Genomic DNA, 15,500 nt, shown 5'->3' on the forward strand with positions numbered 1-15,500 from the left:
TCATTAAAAAACGCCGCATCCTCTATGGAGTGCGGCGTTTTTATTTTGAAAAACAAGGATCAAACTATCTTCGCAGCAGCGATATTCCCGAAATTTTATTAAAAGTCCGTACTGCAAAGGTATCGGTCATACCGGAAACATAATCTACAATCTTCTGGATATTTTGATACACACTTGCATCTGGTGAAGGTGCATAAAGTTCGGGCAGCAGCTTGACTGATTTTCTGCACTTGGCACCAAGCTCGCCTTTATTGTGGATTTCAATGACAATCTGTCCCAGAAAGTCCAAAATCTTCCAGAGCACTTCGTATGCAGCGGACTCGGTTTCAATTACTTCGGTGGAGTTGTAAACTTTTTCAATTGCGATTTTTTTGAGCCTGCTGAATTCCTCTGCCTTGGCAATTTCTTCAGTAAGGCTGGAATTGAATCTCCCGGCCAGAATTTCCTGTTCGTGCTCAAAAAAGATATCGCTGCAACTTTCCACCAGCGCATTGATGGTGCAGGCCCGCAGGTATTCAACCTGCTCCTTCTTGCCCGGGATACAATCAACTCGTGAAATTATATCCGGCTTGTTATCCAGAACATCCAAGAAAATACGCCGCAATTCATCAAAAGATATTAAATCGAGCCGATGCCCGTCTTCAATATCAATGACATGATAGCAGATGTCGTCCGCTGCTTCCACCAGATAGGCAAAAGGATGGCGCGCCCATTTTTTATCTTCCAATTCGATTAACCCGAGATGCCCTGCAATCTCAGCATAGATATCTGCTTCACTGGCAAATATTCCGAATTTAGTCTTATTTTCAATATGTCCCGAGATATAGGGGTATTTGGTAAAAGCAGCCAAAGTAGCGCAGGTAAGCTGCATACCTCCCTTACTGTAAGGTCGTTGCAACGCAAGAATATTGCGCAACCCCTGCGCATTACCTTCAAACCAGATGAAATCAGCCTGTTGTCCTTTATCGACCATGGAACAAAGTTCCGTACCTATTTCCGAACTTTGAAACCAGTCGCGGATTACATCCTCTCCGGAATGTCCAAAAGGCGGATTGCCTATGTCATGGGCAAGACAGGCCGTGGCTACCACGGTTCCCGGTTCCGAAGGAATCAAATCAAGATCGTCATACTTTTTTACCAACCTGCTACCGACCATATTGCCCAGAGATCTGCCCACAGAAGAAGTCTCCAGACTGTGAGTCAGTCTGGTTCGCACGTAATCACTACGCGAGAGAGGGAACACCTGTGTTTTATCCTGTAATCTCCTGAAAGCGGAGGAGAAAATTATGCGGTCGAAATCACGCTGGAATTCGCTGCGGTCTTTATCTATATAATTAGATTTTTCTTTTCCGATTCTCTGCTTGCTGATTAGCTTATTCCACTGCATTTATATCCTATCCTTTAACTACTCATCAAAATACTTTTTCCTGATCCGATCCAAAGTTCCATCATAACGCATTGATCTTAATGCTGAGTTGAATCTCTTTCTCAGGAATCTCAACTTGCGTTTTTTGGAAAAAGCAACATGCACATCGCTGGAATTGATAGAAGGTCCAAGCTTTCTAACCTGTTCCGCAACCCCCATCTCTTTCATGATATTCAATGATGAAATAGTATCTCCGACATAAATATCAAACCGGCCTCTGAGAAGCTTGGCTATATTCATTTCCGGGGAAACACCTATTTGAACTCTGGATGCCGGGATTTCATTTTCTAAAAAAGAGTCCACAGCCTTACCGTAACTATACCCACTCACAATCCCGAACGAACAATTCTTAAGTTGATTTAAATCACCATCAAAAACAAGGGGGGAATCTCGACGCACGAAAAAAGATATCTTTTCTTTACGTACAGGCTCACTGAAAAACATTTTCCTTACACGTTCAGGACGCTTGAACACTCCGAAAACACCATCCACTTCTCCAGACATGCCCATAGATAGAGCCCGTTTCCATGGAATAAGGGTAATTTCTAATTCTTCACCCATACGGCGAAAACATTCCCGCAAAACTTCAACATCATAGCCTTGAAATGTCCCGTTGCTATGGTACGAATACGGCTCATACTCCAAAGAGACAAGAGTATACGCCTTCGCTACTCCATGATGAGAAGCGAATATAAAAATAACGCCAAACAGTAATGCGATAAATTTAAGTTTCAACCACTTTTTATCCATACCGTAAACATAGCGCAATAGGGATATTGCGGCAATAAAATCATCCTAGACGCCCACTTCCGACCCTCTATATGCAAAAAATAACTTCAATATTTTTCGAATCTTATCTGAGAACAGCTTTTCTCCCAACAACTTTCCGGCAACCTTTTTATTCATTTCAGATAATGTCGGGTAAGGATGGACAGCCCCGGCAAGAGTTGAAAGACCGACCCTGCCGTTTAATACCGCAATCCACTCGGAAAGCAGTTCCCCGGCATGAACCGCCGCAAGCTGACAACCGATGGGTTTGCCTTTCTCGTTCAGCAACAGCTTTATCAGCCCCCGTCCTTCTCCTTCGGCCAAAGCACGGTCACAGGTGGAAAATTCTTCGATTACGGTTTTATACTTGATGCCTGCCTTATGCGCTGCTTTTTCATTCATTCCCACACTGGCAAGTTCCGGGTCTGTATAAGTACACCAAGGCAGCCATGTATAATCAGCCTTGCGCGGTAAATGAAAAACCGCATTGGAGATTACAATGCCTCCCTCGTAGCCCGCAGCGTGGGTAAAACGGTATTTCCCGGTCACATCTCCGGCAGCATAAATATTTGATACTGATGAACGCATTCGTGCGTCCACCGTAATAGAACCATGAGCCAGCTCAACACCAATCTTATCCAGCCCCAGCCCTGTTGTATTGGAACTGCGGCCCATAGCCAGAAGCAATTTGGAAGCTGAAACAGTTATGCTCTCACCGCCCGACTTCAAATGAACCTCAACACCACTATCAACATTACGGACGTCCTCAATCGTCGAACCAAGAATAAAGCGCACTCCATCGTCTGCCATTCCGTCCATTACATAGCGGGCCATATCCTCATCTTCACGGCTGAGTATCTGATTACTGCGCTGCACAACCGTAACTTCGCTCCCAAGACGCTGGAAAGACTGTGCCATTTCCACAGCGATTGGTCCCCCTCCGAGCACGATAAGAGACTGCGGCAACTCCGGCAGTGAAAAAAGATCCACATTGGTCAAATAAGGAACTTCATCCAAACCTTTAATTAGCGGAACCGCAGGAGATGATCCGGTAGCGACAACCCATGAACGGGCTGAAACATTTCGCCCATTCAGGGAAACGGAATGAGCATCAATAAAATAAACTTTGCCGAAACGGACTTCAACTCCCAACGAGTTAAACCGTTCCACGGAATCGTGAACTTGAATCTCAGCTATTACTTCGTTAATACGTTGAACAACCTGAGAGTAATCCACCGGGGGCAATTCGACCTCAGGCAAACCGAAATCTCCGGCCCGGCCCATTAGATGACGCACCCGAGCTGTGCGGATCAAAGTTTTGCTGGGAACACAGCCATAGTGCAGGCAATCCCCGCCAAGCCGCTCATCCTTATCAATAAGCAGCACCTTCACCCCTAATTGCGAGGCACCGGCAGCAACTGTCAATCCGGCAGCCCCACCGCCGATCACGCCGAGATCAAAATCGTATGAAGCCATTATTTTTCCACCTTAAACGTACAGCACACCCCGCAAAGCAGCACCGTAAAGGCCGCTCTCCTGATTATCATTCAAAAAAACAGGTATCTGTTTCAAAAAATCGCCCATGGAACTGGAATCGAGAAATTCATCCATGAACACAGGTTGCTCAACCACAAAGGGGTTCTTGGCCACGATCCCCCCTGCAATGTAAAGTCCCCCGGTAGCGCAGACGCTGATAGCGTAGTTTCGACAGCAACGAGCGGTAAACCGGGAATACCATTCAAGTGTTTTTCCGCCCTGCTTCATTTTCTCGGCCACTTTGCTCGGCTCAAGGTCTTCTCCGGTTAAAAAAAGGTGTAACATGTTCAGACCGCGACCGGTAAGCACCTCATCACCGCAACAATAAGAAATTTTGCGTTTATCCATGACAAATCTACAAAAATCCAATTCATCGGCTGTCTGGCACGGGAAGCTGATGTGTCCTGCTTCGGACGGGACAGGCACATAGCCCAGTTCCGAAACAGGAACAGGAACCAGTGCGCAATGCCCCAGCCCGGTTCCGGCACCGATTACCCCGACTGTTCCGATAGGTGAAATCTCAACATCATGAATAATCCGGCAACCTTCAACCGCCGCAGTACGGCAGGCATAGGCCTGTGCCGCAAAATCATTGATCAGTACGGCAGCGCGAAAGCCGTATTTCTTATAACCTTCACGAAAATCAACTTCCCAGTCCACATTAGTCACGTTACAGTAAACCCCGCCAACCACAGGGCCTGCCACGGCAATAACTGCAACGTCAAAATCTGAAGGCACATACGAAAAATCGCTTTCAGCCAACATTTCCATAAGATGGTCAAAGCTGCGGGCTTCCACACTGGAAAGCCAGACGGTTTCTTTCATGACCAGCTTATGGCCCGGACCAGACTCAAATGCAGCAAACCTGCTGTTTGTGCCACCAATATCAACGGCAAGAACAAGACCCATTACAGCAATCCCCTGCTCTAAAATTTAACAAACGGTTCCAAACAACCTGACTGAATTCTAATACATTAATAAGAATTAATAAATGTGCTCTACACAGTTTTCACATGAATAATAGATTTCAGGCTAAGCTGTTGGTGTCATAAAATAGACACCAAAAAGCCCGGGCGGACTGCCCCATTACAGGACGCCGCACCGGGCTGTTTATTCAATTATGCCTAAGAGATTTTTTAATGAGCTAGGAAGCCTTGGCCTTAACCAAAGGGACTTCATGAAGAATCTTATCTTTGGACTTCTTCTCATCCCGGCGCATTTTAATATATTTGCGGGTGATATTCCTGAGAGCTTCGGCCTTCTCTTCACGATCATCAACATCCAAAAAAGCACCAAGTTTACGTTCCAGCTTGTAGGGATTCTGTTCATTTTTAATTGCAATTACGCCATCAAGAATCATTTTCTGATTAATCAGCTCGTTACGGGTCCGGCAACGCACAGTTTCAGCCATGGGCGCGAAAATCATGTTACTGAAAATTACTCCGTAAAGGGTTGAAATAAAAGCTACCGGAATATGTTTAAGAATCATGGCAGGGTTATCAATACCCATCAACAGTCCGATCAGTCCGATTACAGACCCGGCGACCCCGAAGGCAGGAGCAAAACGGGCCATGGACTGGAAGACTCTTTCGGATTCACTTCGGCGCATGTTGAAAAATGACATTTCGGTCTTCAGGCAATCCTTAATCTCATCTTCCTCAAAATTATCCACCAGCAGCATGAGCGCATTACGTAAAAATGAAATTGTTGTTTTCTCTCCTGCTTTTTCAAGGGATAACATGCCATCCATTTTCGAGCGAACACTCAAATCCAGCAGGGTTTCCACAATTTCCTCATGAGTGGCAAGACGAGTAGAATAACTGTCCTGCACCACCCGGAAAGCATTCTGAAGCTGCTCCACCGGATAGCTGAGCAACACTGCCACAGCGAGGCCGGAAAGCACAATTGCAAGGGCTGCGGCATTCCAATAAAGGGCGACACCTCCGCTAAGCCAGAAACTGCCTGCAAAAACAGCAGAAGCGACAACCACACCAATTAAATTTTTCTTATTCATTACATACCTCCTTGGGCATTAACGTCGGTATTTATGACTATGATTTCGACCCTGCGGTTATTGCCTTCCACCTTGCCCATATCGCCGGGTAATTCGGGAGCTACACCGCCACGACCGCTGACAATTATCCGTACCGGATCGATTGATTTCTGATTGATCAGATACTCAGCCACCTTTGCGGCCCGCCTTGCGGATAGCTCGAAAACATTTTCCCGGCCTGTTTCGGCAATGTCGGAAGCATCAGTATGACCGATGATATGAATAGCGTGAGTGCTGGTTTTAAGAACCTCAGCCACTTCGGCAAGATATTGACGGGTCTTGGACTCAAAGACGCTTTGCCCCGGAGCGAAAAAGGCATTACCGCGCATGACAATCTTAAGTTCGCCATTCTCCTCTTTCATGCTCACCGCACCGTCATCACTGCGGTAAAGCACGTCCTCCGGAGACATGACCACCCTTGCGGAACTGGACATGGCTTCACGGTGAAAAGAGATCATTTCAATTAGTTCATCCGCAGGGTTCACAGCAACCTGCGAATTGGCATTACCCTCGAAGATGACTTTGATATTCTCCTTGGACTGGCTGTAGATAAACAGCACCACGAAAAGAACAAACATCACCATCATCAGGTCGGACCATGGAACCGCCCAGCCGTTCATGCCGGAATTATCCGCTTCACCGGAATCAAATTCCATCAGTTCAAGTTCACATTTAAGATCATCAAATTTCATAACATGCTCCGTCATCGGAAGGTTCGGGTTAGTCCCGTGATTCTCTTCTGACTTCAAAGCAAGGGTAATGCCAATCGCTAAAACAATGTATATTACGGGGGCTAAGAAAGATTTTTTTTACTTAAGGAAAAGATAAATAATGAAAAAGTCAAAAACAGGACATAAACGGATAATTAGAAAAAAAGGACGTTCCCCGATTACGGGAAACGTCCTTTGAAAATCATATACTTTAAAGATCAGCTATAAATCAATGCACAGTCCGTCCTGAGCCATGATGATGTTCTCAGGCCGGTACTCAGCCAACTGGGAAAATTCTTTTGTATCTTCAAGAAATTTCTGGAGCTGAAAATCATCAAGAACCGGTTCCTGATGGAAAAGGCAAAGGGTTTTGACCTTAGCCATACCGGAAAGCTCCACCGCAATGATATTATTGGAATGCCCCCAGTCTTCTTTGATTGAGTTGGCCTCTGCAAATGAATACTGGGCATCCATAATTAACAGGTCGGCTTCATTAAAAAATTCTACAAACCCTTTATCTGCAAGGGCCGTGGCGCTTTTGTGTTCACAATCCGTAGAGTAAACAGCCGATTTGCCGCCTTTTTCAAAGCGGTATCCGAATGAACCGCCGGGATGATACTGGGCCTTAATCTCTATACTTACTCCGGCCACATCCAGCTTCTGCCCGCTTTTCAAGCGGATAAAATCAAATTCAGCCCCCAGATTATCAAAATGAACCGGAAAACAAGGTTCGCTTTGCTGCTCCCGCAGGACCTTTTCTATTCCGGGATGGCCGCCATAAAAAGAAATCCTGTTACCGGGAATATAGGCCGGAACAAAGAACGGAAAGCCCTGAACATGATCCCAATGCAGATGTGACATGAAAATATGGAAATGAGCTCCGGGAGCACCTTGCCGCTCAGACATGACCCGGTTACCTAAATCACGCAATCCGGTTCCGCAATCACATATGATGTAATCATCCCCTTCCCCTTCTACCTGAATACAGGGAGTATTGGTCCCGTATGAACCTCGGACAGAAAAAGGGAGTTCATTATCAATGAATTCATCAAGATCTGTTGTTGAATCAATTCCTTTTTCAACAGCAATCTCCAGTGCGGCCTTGACTTTGGCTCTAGCCCTTTCGGCATTGAATGTGGCAGACAGGGAACCTCGCGCTCCCCAGATGCAAACCCTCATTAAGCTCTCCTATTCAGTAATTTATTAATTATTACATTTAGAAGCGCAAAAGGGCAACAAAAGCATACAAAAAATAACTTAAAACCTATGAAGGCCATTCACTTTTAACCATTTTCAAACTATCAAAATATTTTCAGATCAACAAAACAGGAATCATCATGAGCATATACCGCACAGTCAAACCATTGATACTCGGCTCCGGCTCACCACGCCGCAAGGACCTGCTTCAATCTGCCGGTCTTGAGTTTAAAATCACCCCCGCAACCTGTGACGAGCCTGCCCCGCTCCCCGGTCAGGACCCGGAAGATTACGCAATCAAAATGGCCGAATTAAAAGCAGAAAACGTAGCCGCTAGCAACAAGGGAGCGTATATACTCGGCTCGGACACTATTGTTGTTCGTGACATGGAAATCCTAGGTAAACCCAAGCATCGCGAAGAAGCATATCAGATGGTTAAGTCCCTATGCGGACGCAAACATAAAGTTATCAGTGGATGTGCCCTTATCTCGCCAGACGGGGAAAGAATAAGCTACGCCGTATCTACGGAAGTTGAATTCATCGAATTCAATGACCCTGCAGTACGGTCCTACGCCGCCACCGGAGAACCGGACGACAAAGCCGGAGCCTACGCTATTCAGGGGCAGGGAGCCTTTCTAGTCAAAGGAATCTGCGGATCATACACCAACGTGGTCGGATTACCCTTGGCGAAAGTGCTAGAAACCTTAGTATCTTACGGAGTTATCGTTCCGGGAGATGGGTAAAAAATCGTACATTCGGGGTGGTTTACTTGGGTGGTTCCCACGGGATTCCCACAGTTTATAAATAACTTTCTATTTGAGCCTTTTGCCCAATATTTAAGGAAACTGAGGTCTTAGAGTTAGCGTAAGTAATTAATTCCTTTTCTGCCAATGCTTCAAGCGAACTATCAAAGGTTAATACATTATTACAGAAATGATTCTTGAGTGTGGGTATTGTAATTATCTTACTCCCCCAATGCTTTCTCCTACTTAAGACTAAAAGAATTCTTCTAGCCCCGGTATCAATATCCATTTTACTTGAAAAACCTAGAACAGATTCACTTAAATTTTCTAAAATATTGTCGCCGTGGGTTATTCCGAAATAGTGACTGTGAGTTTGTCTTATCGTTGCAACACTTGATGATCCTATCAACACAACTTCAAACCCTTCTCCTTGATTGTACTGACTTTCAGCCTTAACGTACGTATTTACAGCTTCATCAATGTCCCTTCCCACATCGGACCAATCTATAAACGATCCTGAATTCCAATCAAAAATCATTAACCAATTTTTGAACCCAACGCCTCTTGATTTCTCACGAGATGCCATTGTTTTCAAAATATCATCATGTATAAAACTATCAAAAATTCTTTTATTATCTGAAGACTGTATTATTTCTTCTGCTTTTTTTCTAAATTCTTCTAAACCAATCTGCATACTTGATGTAATATCGCGCCCAGATTCTATCTCATAAAAAGCGGAAGACAACTGCTGAAAATAATATATAACCTCAGGGTCTCCTTTCTGCTCTTTAAGAGTAAATCCATACACAACGGAAGTACGTTCAATCAACTCAGACCAGTAGTGCTGAATCCTACTTCTAATCTGAAGTTCAATAAATACACCGTCAAGAGACAGAATCACATGTAAAGCGCGGTACCCCGTTGTATCTCTACCTTTTTCTCGATAATCCTTTACCCTAATTACTGATATTTTATCTTGCTTTCTTAATTCATCACGAAGATATGAATATATTTTTTCAACCTGATCATTATCTTCTACAACTATTCTCGCTCCACCAATATCTTGCAACTGTGTCAAGCGGACATGTAACCTTTGTAACTTACTGATTATCTGTGGTTTTCGTTTTAATCGCTGTGCAATATAGAACTCACATTCATAATCCGCTAGCCATCTCTGTAAGTCCATTGAAATTTCAGTTAATGGCCCTAAATGTCTTTTGCGATATTCATCAAAAATATCTTCTAGCGCTATATAATCAACTTCATCTTTATAAACGTCCTTCGATAGAGCCAAGCCGGACTTATCAATTTTTGTCTTAGATATCTTCATAGCTTACTGTGTGGTAATTATGCGTTACACTACTTTTAAAGAATTTACTAAGTATTGCCCTATTTACATAAAATGTAAACCAACATTTTATTATCAAGATCACACCACACCCTCGTGGCCAACCCCCCACCCCACAGGATACCCTCCAAATTTTACCACCCAAATTTGAAGGAGAATCATGATGGCAATCCATTGCGATCCACTGTTTAAGATGATCTATTCGTATACCCGGAAACAGGCGTTGGAGAACGGCAACCTTATCGATGTAACCGAACAGGCCATGGATAAAAAACTTCAAATTCAGCTTGCCAACACCATTACGTGGTCTTATTCATATGAGTAGGATTAAATCCTACACATCACTGGAGGACAATATGAGATCAACAAAACAGATGAGCATTACGCTGCCCCATGAAATGGCTCAGTTGGTAAAAGATAAAGTTGCCAAAGGCGAATATGCATCTGAAAGCGAAGTCATTCGCGATGGACTAAGGGCTTTGCTGGCACGCGACCGTGCAGTTGATGAGTGGCTCAGAGAACAGGTGGCACCAGTTTACGATGCTATGCAGGAAGATAAATCCCATGGCAAAAGCCTTGATCAGGTTCGGGCCAAATTATCTGAAGAACATGAAGCGTAGGTCATAAAATTTAGATGTCCTACCCAGTAATTTTCTCACCGGAAGCAGAAGAGCAGCTTGTCAAATTATACAGATATGTTGCCAAAGCAGTATCCTCCGAAACGGCATAAGGATTTACAGATGCCATTATCAACCATTGCGAAGAGTTAAAATCTTTTCCGCAACGAGGAACATTACGTGAAGACATCCGCCCCGGCCTGAGAATTACCCATTTCAAAAAACGTACAATTATATGGGAAGTGGGATCGTCCATATAGAAACGAAGCTATAGCTGGAACGCCCCAGTAAAAAACTAAACACTAGCAGGAGGCATAATGAAATATACAGGGACATGCCTATGCGGCAAGGTCGCCTTTGAGGTGGAAGGAGATTTTGATAATTTTTTCCTTTGTCATTGCGAACGATGCCGTAAAGACACCGGATCCTCCCATGCCGCGAATTTGTTTTCCTCCACGGCCAAGTTGAGATGGCTTGCCGGGGAAGAGGAAGTAAGGACATTCAACTTCAATTCAACTGGGCATATCAAGAGTTTTTGCAGCACTTGCGGCTCGGCTCTTCCTAATATCCAAATGAATGGCACCCTTCTTGTCGTTCCAGCGGGCAGCCTAGACAGTGACATACCTGTTAGAGCGGATGGTCACATATTTATCGCAAATAAAGCCAATTGGGACTTTGAACTGGAAAGTTTGCCCATGTTCGACCTGCTTCCCGGAGAAAATGAAGGTTAACGAGAGGATAACATGCTTGATAATAAGGCATCGGCTATCGAAGAAATGGGCTTTTTAGTCGACTTGCCGCTCGCAAGGATGTAGACCGACACTCCCTCACAGGTCCCCACACACTTTTGGCTTAGCCATTAAAAAATGGCTAAAGCCAAAATTCTCCATTCCATGAATAGTGCGTCAAACCACCTAGTGGACAGGCAAGGCGAGCCATCTAGCCCAGTGCAACATCAAGAGTCATCATCACCGCGAACCCGAGAATACACCCCATAGTCGCTTGGTCCCCGTAACCGGAAGCCTGTGATTCCGGCACAACTTCCTCCACAACAACAAAAATCATTGCTCCGGCGGCAAAAGCCAACGCATAAGGCAGAATGGGCCTAGCTATAATGACTGCCGCCGCACCGATAACCCCGGCTATGGGCTCCACAAGCCCTGAAGCCTGCCCGTAAAAAAAACTCTTCGCCCGCGAAAAACCGATCCGGCGCAGAGGAACTGAAACCGCAGTTCCCTCCGGGAAATTCTGGATTCCTATACCCATGGCAAGAGCAATAGCTCCGCCGATGGATGCCGAATCATATCCCGCCCCAACAGCTCCGAAGGCCACACCAACAGCCAGCCCTTCCGGAATGTTATGCAAAGTGATGGCGAGAACCAGCAGGATAGAGCTATTCCAGTTGGTCTCAATACCTTCCGCCTCCGAACGTGGGGCGTTGATGTGCAGGTGCGGTAAAAATTTATCCACCAGTCGCAAAAACACTGCACCCATGATAAAGCCAACCGCAGCCGGCACGAACTTGAACGGCCCCATATGCTCACTCATTTCAATAGCCGGAGCAAGTAGCGACCAGTAACTGGCAGCAATCATCACCCCGGCGGCAAAACCGAGCATGATGTCTAATGTACGTTTACTGATATCCTTACCGATGAAGACCACCGCTGCGCCTAGAGCGGTTAGTCCCCATGTAAATAAAGTAGCTATCAAAGCCTGCATAACCGGCGACAGGGCCATAAAATAATCCACGTTCAACCTCCTGACCTGCGGGGAATTTTAAAAACAGAGTAGCAAGATTAATAATACTATGCCTTAATTTCGCATCAAGCAAAATAGGCTAAACCATGGTATCAGCAGGATCAACTCCCCTAAAATAAATTAACACGATAATTACAATAGTTACTGAGTTAATTTTGGATCAACGCCGTCGAATTGACCATTGCGAGGGTTATTGAGACACTGGTTCTCAGTATGAAGTTTTTCAGGTGGACATCCTTCCCTTAATTTAATGCATGATTATATTGAAACGACCTCAAACACATAGATCAGGAGCACTAGCATGATAAGTCTTGAATTCCTACTGACGGCATTGGTTGTTGTACTCGTGCCGGGGACAGGTGTAATTTACACAGTCTCAAGCGGTCTTTTTCTTGGGAAAAAAGCAAGCTTAGCTGCCGCAGCCGGCTGCACTGCCGGTATCATTCCTCACTTGGTCGCATCCATTCTTGGCTTATCAGCCGTCCTCCACGTAAGCGCAATAGGCTTTCAAATAGTTAAATATGCCGGAGCAGCCTATCTTCTTTATCTGGCATGGGCGACATGGCAAGAAAAAGGGACCCTGAAATTCAATGAATCAAATGGAAATCAACGCCTGCTCCAAATTGCCAAACGCGGGTTCCTGATCAATATACTTAACCCGAAACTTTCAATTTTCTTTCTTGCTTTCCTACCCCTATTTGTACCGGAAAACGCTGTATCCCCAACTCTAAACCTGATCATATTGAGTCTGATTTTTATGCTCATGACGCTTATAGTGTTCGTTCTTTATGGACTATCTGCCACCAGTGTGCGCAAATATGTAACTCGATCTCCCAATATTATCAGCTGGATGCAACGCTCTTTCGCTATTGTATTCGCTACTATCGGACTCAAGCTTGCGATGACCGAACAGTAAATTTGACTTCACAACCGCCCACTCAATACACCTCGGTTATAAAATACAACTAAACAAGAGGAAAACCAATGAGCATTGAAATAAAATATAGCTGTAATGGAATAGATTGGAATCACTTAGCCGGCATACTCAAAAAAGTTGGGATGGCCCACTATACTCCTGAAATTCACGCAAAGGCCTTCCAAGCCAGCCATACGACTGTTTTTATATTCGATAATGACAAAATGATTGGGTTTGGCAGAGCTATCTCAGATGGAGCATATCAGGCTGCCATATACGATTGCGCTGTTCTTCCTGAGTATCAGGGGCAGAAGATTGGCTCGCTTATAATGGAGCACATTCTAAAGCAACTTGAAGGTTGTAATGTTCTTCTTTATGCAGCCCCGGGGAAAGAAGGATTTTACGAGAAACAAGGATTCAGACGAATGAAGACGGGTATGGCAAAATTTGTCACAGAAGAAAGTATGCGCGAGAAAGGCTTTATTGAATAAATCACCACACCCTTGTGTACAGGACCAAAATTTGGATCTTCTGGATAAGCAAAAGGACATCTCACATATCAAGAAGAAATAATTTCTATATCCGGTAAATTTTCATACACGGCATCATAAGTATTATACTTTTCCAACACTTGAACGACAAGAGGATGAGGCTCAGGCCAGATTTCAGGTAAAACGGCTTCTTCTTTTAATAACGTTGTAAAAGCCAGTTGTTCAATCGGAGGATTAAATTGTGCGTCAACACCTGCTTTATTCCCCCGAGGATCTATTCTATACCAACCATACTTATTTAAATGCACTGCAACAAAACCATGCAGACAAAACGGTGCTCCACCACCCGCAAGACTCAAACGCTGATAGCAAAGCCCAGCTGGAATTTCAGAAGCTCTGAGGAGAGCAACCAAAAGATGACTCTTGGCAAAGCAATAACCCGTTCTATGCCGGAGGACATCCGAAGCCTTACATGTTACCGGGTTCATTTTATAATCAGCACTGTGTTTGATGTTATCACGAACCCACTCGAAACATTTTTTTGCAACATATTCGTCTTCCAAACCTGATAACTCAAGTGACTCCAAAAGGCGTAACACCCCACTGTCACTATAATCAATATACTTTGAGCATTTCAAATACTGCTTCATCATTTTCAAATCCATATTCATACACCCTGAAATGAAAAATTAAATCACGTTACTCAAATATTCTGCACAGAATTAGGCAAATAAGCACAAAAAACAGACTAGAACCGCCACATAAATTTGACAAGTCCCCCAAACGAGTCACCCAAATCCTGTGCCGATAATTTGCGTCCGTTGCTGCTGTAAAAAGTATAACTCCGGTCATAGATATATTCCGGCCCGATTGATAAAGTCCAATTATCATAGGGAGAATAATCAAGATACAGAGCGAACTTTGATTGAGTTTCTTTTACAAAGCCATCAGTTTCATAAATTTTATTTGACCCGGACATGGCCACGGTCATTCCTATGGTTTTCTTTTTGCCATCGCCCATTTCCACCCCGATCATCTTAAGGGTCTCGGCAATGGCTTCATACGATACGGAAAGGACTAATCCCAATTCAATATCCCCGAAAAGCTCATCATTAATCGGGCTGACAGCGACGGCTTTAACTCCGCCGCCCAGAATAGAGCCTTTCCACAAATCGTAAGCAAGTCCTCCCTGCAGACCAAGCCCCAAAGCTCCGGGGAGATTTTTTTCAAAAGCTGAGGTGGCAGTGCAATCAAGCCAATATATCCAGTCCTTGTAAAATCTACCGTTAGCCAGATGTGCCTCTAGGGTTAGATCCTGCAGATTTTCAAAAGGAGGGTTGGAACTCTCTCCTCCGCTGATCTGCTGTGAAAACTCACCCGCGTCTTCCCATAAAAAATTGGAGACTCCGTATGTTAACTCAAAAATGGAGTACCCTGCTTTGATCGTGTTACGCACAACACTGACCTTACCGGAGGAATTGGCAAAAGAAGCCGGCAATGCATAAGAGGAAGAGACTGTAATATAGGGCTTCTTTTTAAACTTGGTAGGAGTATCCATTAAAGCGTCATCAACAAGTCCGACAGGTCCCAGCCCTATTCCTGCAGCAGGCTGTGGGCATAAAAAAAAGCATAGAATAGCGAAAAAAATAAATTTAAAATCAGACATTTATATATAACGGCTGACAGCAAGGTCAGATGATTTTAGCTTTTACAAAATTTTGCGGCAGCAGATGTATTCAGCTGCCAATTACATGTGAATGTTCAATGCGAGAAAACCTGTTTGTCGCAGCAAAAATTTAAGCATATGTGATGCATTAAGTAAAAACAAATTACGCAATACGGGTTGTTAAAAATACGCATTATTTAGATAATCCCATCAAAATCAAATCTGTTACATCTATCAACAGCATACGAATATATATGGCTCAAACAGATTC

At 44.3% G+C, this 15,500-nt stretch carries 17 protein-coding genes; 6 read left to right on the plus strand and 11 right to left on the minus strand.

The window, feature by feature from the left end:
- Positions 1-64: 64 nt before the first annotated feature.
- The 7 genes from ACKU41_RS04675 to ACKU41_RS04705 all read right to left on the minus strand — a co-directional run bounded on the left by ACKU41_RS04675 (position 65) and on the right by ACKU41_RS04705 (position 7,672).
- Positions 65-1,387 carry a deoxyguanosinetriphosphate triphosphohydrolase gene (locus ACKU41_RS04675; RefSeq protein WP_321404371.1) on the minus strand — a complete coding sequence of 441 codons (1,323 nt, stop codon included), beginning with the start codon at positions 1,385-1,387 and terminating at the stop codon, positions 65-67.
- Between the two features lie 18 nt (positions 1,388-1,405).
- Positions 1,406-2,176, minus strand: coding sequence for a transporter substrate-binding domain-containing protein (locus ACKU41_RS04680; RefSeq protein ID WP_321404372.1), 771 nt, complete (start codon positions 2,174-2,176; stop codon positions 1,406-1,408).
- Between the two features lie 45 nt (positions 2,177-2,221).
- Positions 2,222-3,670 (minus strand): mercuric reductase, encoded by a 1,449-nt coding sequence (locus ACKU41_RS04685; protein WP_321404373.1) that lies wholly within the window; start codon positions 3,668-3,670, stop codon positions 2,222-2,224.
- Positions 3,671-3,682: 12 nt separating this feature from the next.
- Positions 3,683-4,639, minus strand: coding sequence for a glucokinase (locus tag ACKU41_RS04690; RefSeq protein ID WP_321404375.1), 957 nt, complete (start codon positions 4,637-4,639; stop codon positions 3,683-3,685).
- 235 nt (positions 4,640-4,874) lie between these two features.
- A complete protein-coding gene (locus tag ACKU41_RS04695) occupies positions 4,875-5,744 on the minus strand; it encodes a MotA/TolQ/ExbB proton channel family protein (RefSeq protein ID WP_321404376.1) in 870 nt (289 codons plus the stop codon).
- Positions 5,744-6,475, minus strand: a complete 732-nt coding sequence (locus tag ACKU41_RS04700; protein WP_319780219.1) for an OmpA family protein — start codon at positions 6,473-6,475, stop codon at positions 5,744-5,746. The genes ACKU41_RS04695 and ACKU41_RS04700 overlap by 1 nt, the downstream gene beginning before the upstream one ends.
- A gap of 240 nt (positions 6,476-6,715) precedes the next feature.
- The gene (locus tag ACKU41_RS04705; protein WP_321404377.1) at positions 6,716-7,672 is read right to left on the minus strand and encodes an MBL fold metallo-hydrolase; all 957 of its coding nucleotides are present in this window, start codon (positions 7,670-7,672) and stop codon (positions 6,716-6,718) included.
- Between the two features lie 158 nt (positions 7,673-7,830).
- Between ACKU41_RS04705 and ACKU41_RS04710 the strand changes: the two genes are divergently transcribed.
- Positions 7,831-8,433 carry a nucleoside triphosphate pyrophosphatase gene (locus tag ACKU41_RS04710; RefSeq protein ID WP_321404378.1) on the plus strand — a complete coding sequence of 201 codons (603 nt, stop codon included), beginning with the start codon at positions 7,831-7,833 and terminating at the stop codon, positions 8,431-8,433.
- A gap of 55 nt (positions 8,434-8,488) precedes the next feature.
- On the opposite strand, the gene ACKU41_RS04715 is transcribed toward ACKU41_RS04710, so the two are convergent.
- The gene (locus ACKU41_RS04715) at positions 8,489-9,763 is read right to left on the minus strand and encodes a RelA/SpoT domain-containing protein (RefSeq protein WP_321404380.1); all 1,275 of its coding nucleotides are present in this window, start codon (positions 9,761-9,763) and stop codon (positions 8,489-8,491) included.
- A 181-nt stretch (positions 9,764-9,944) separates the two neighbouring features.
- Here ACKU41_RS04715 and ACKU41_RS04720 point away from each other — a divergent pair, with 181 nt between their 5' ends.
- The 3 genes from ACKU41_RS04720 (at position 9,945) to ACKU41_RS04730 (ending at position 11,129) form a co-directional block, all read left to right on the plus strand.
- Entirely contained in the window at positions 9,945-10,106 is a 162-nt protein-coding gene (locus tag ACKU41_RS04720) for a hypothetical protein (protein ID WP_321404383.1), read from the plus strand.
- 31 nt (positions 10,107-10,137) lie between these two features.
- A complete protein-coding gene (locus tag ACKU41_RS04725) occupies positions 10,138-10,401 on the plus strand; it encodes a type II toxin-antitoxin system ParD family antitoxin (protein WP_319780226.1) in 264 nt (87 codons plus the stop codon).
- 314 nt (positions 10,402-10,715) lie between these two features.
- The gene (locus tag ACKU41_RS04730; protein ID WP_321404384.1) at positions 10,716-11,129 is read left to right on the plus strand and encodes a GFA family protein; all 414 of its coding nucleotides are present in this window, start codon (positions 10,716-10,718) and stop codon (positions 11,127-11,129) included.
- 208 nt (positions 11,130-11,337) lie between these two features.
- Here ACKU41_RS04730 and ACKU41_RS04735 read toward each other — a convergent pair whose 3' ends face one another.
- A complete protein-coding gene (locus ACKU41_RS04735) occupies positions 11,338-12,135 on the minus strand; it encodes a ZIP family metal transporter (protein WP_394700734.1) in 798 nt (265 codons plus the stop codon).
- A 322-nt stretch (positions 12,136-12,457) separates the two neighbouring features.
- On the opposite strand from ACKU41_RS04735, the gene ACKU41_RS04740 reads away from it, so the two are divergent.
- Together ACKU41_RS04740 and ACKU41_RS04745 are read left to right on the plus strand one after the other, a co-directional pair.
- Positions 12,458-13,072 carry a LysE family translocator gene (locus tag ACKU41_RS04740; protein WP_321404385.1) on the plus strand — a complete coding sequence of 205 codons (615 nt, stop codon included), beginning with the start codon at positions 12,458-12,460 and terminating at the stop codon, positions 13,070-13,072.
- Between the two features lie 68 nt (positions 13,073-13,140).
- The gene (locus ACKU41_RS04745) at positions 13,141-13,563 is read left to right on the plus strand and encodes a GNAT family N-acetyltransferase (RefSeq protein WP_321404386.1); all 423 of its coding nucleotides are present in this window, start codon (positions 13,141-13,143) and stop codon (positions 13,561-13,563) included.
- 68 nt (positions 13,564-13,631) lie between these two features.
- Here ACKU41_RS04745 and ACKU41_RS04750 read toward each other — a convergent pair whose 3' ends face one another.
- Together ACKU41_RS04750 and ACKU41_RS04755 are read right to left on the minus strand one after the other, a co-directional pair.
- The gene (locus ACKU41_RS04750; RefSeq protein WP_321404387.1) at positions 13,632-14,228 is read right to left on the minus strand and encodes a transglutaminase family protein; all 597 of its coding nucleotides are present in this window, start codon (positions 14,226-14,228) and stop codon (positions 13,632-13,634) included.
- A gap of 83 nt (positions 14,229-14,311) precedes the next feature.
- The gene (locus ACKU41_RS04755) at positions 14,312-15,229 is read right to left on the minus strand and encodes a hypothetical protein (RefSeq protein ID WP_319780236.1); all 918 of its coding nucleotides are present in this window, start codon (positions 15,227-15,229) and stop codon (positions 14,312-14,314) included.
- Positions 15,230-15,500: the final 271 nt, after the last annotated feature.

This window comes from Maridesulfovibrio sp. (assembly GCF_963678865.1).
In the GTDB taxonomy this organism is placed as follows: domain Bacteria; phylum Desulfobacterota; class Desulfovibrionia; order Desulfovibrionales; family Desulfovibrionaceae; genus Maridesulfovibrio.

Bases quoted from the DNA above. Each gene is read 5' to 3' on its own strand.
- ACKU41_RS04675 (WP_321404371.1), bottom strand. From the start codon at position 1,387: ATGCAGTGGAATAAGCTAATCAGCAAGCAGAGAATCGGAAAAGAAAAA.
- ACKU41_RS04680 (WP_321404372.1), bottom strand. From the start codon at position 2,176: ATGGATAAAAAGTGGTTGAAACTTAAATTTATCGCATTACTGTTTGGC.
- ACKU41_RS04685 (WP_321404373.1), bottom strand. From the start codon at position 3,670: ATGGCTTCATACGATTTTGATCTCGGCGTGATCGGCGGTGGGGCTGCC.
- ACKU41_RS04690 (WP_321404375.1), bottom strand. From the start codon at position 4,639: ATGGGTCTTGTTCTTGCCGTTGATATTGGTGGCACAAACAGCAGGTTT.
- ACKU41_RS04695 (WP_321404376.1), bottom strand. From the start codon at position 5,744: ATGAATAAGAAAAATTTAATTGGTGTGGTTGTCGCTTCTGCTGTTTTT.
- ACKU41_RS04700 (WP_319780219.1), bottom strand. From the start codon at position 6,475: ATGAAATTTGATGATCTTAAATGTGAACTTGAACTGATGGAATTTGAT.
- ACKU41_RS04705 (WP_321404377.1), bottom strand. From the start codon at position 7,672: ATGAGGGTTTGCATCTGGGGAGCGCGAGGTTCCCTGTCTGCCACATTC.
- ACKU41_RS04710 (WP_321404378.1), top strand. From the start codon at position 7,831: ATGAGCATATACCGCACAGTCAAACCATTGATACTCGGCTCCGGCTCA.
- ACKU41_RS04715 (WP_321404380.1), bottom strand. From the start codon at position 9,763: ATGAAGATATCTAAGACAAAAATTGATAAGTCCGGCTTGGCTCTATCG.
- ACKU41_RS04720 (WP_321404383.1), top strand. From the start codon at position 9,945: ATGGCAATCCATTGCGATCCACTGTTTAAGATGATCTATTCGTATACC.
- ACKU41_RS04725 (WP_319780226.1), top strand. From the start codon at position 10,138: ATGAGATCAACAAAACAGATGAGCATTACGCTGCCCCATGAAATGGCT.
- ACKU41_RS04730 (WP_321404384.1), top strand. From the start codon at position 10,716: ATGAAATATACAGGGACATGCCTATGCGGCAAGGTCGCCTTTGAGGTG.
- ACKU41_RS04735 (WP_394700734.1), bottom strand. From the start codon at position 12,135: ATGGCCCTGTCGCCGGTTATGCAGGCTTTGATAGCTACTTTATTTACA.
- ACKU41_RS04740 (WP_321404385.1), top strand. From the start codon at position 12,458: ATGATAAGTCTTGAATTCCTACTGACGGCATTGGTTGTTGTACTCGTG.
- ACKU41_RS04745 (WP_321404386.1), top strand. From the start codon at position 13,141: ATGAGCATTGAAATAAAATATAGCTGTAATGGAATAGATTGGAATCAC.
- ACKU41_RS04750 (WP_321404387.1), bottom strand. From the start codon at position 14,228: ATGGATTTGAAAATGATGAAGCAGTATTTGAAATGCTCAAAGTATATT.
- ACKU41_RS04755 (WP_319780236.1), bottom strand. From the start codon at position 15,229: ATGTCTGATTTTAAATTTATTTTTTTCGCTATTCTATGCTTTTTTTTA.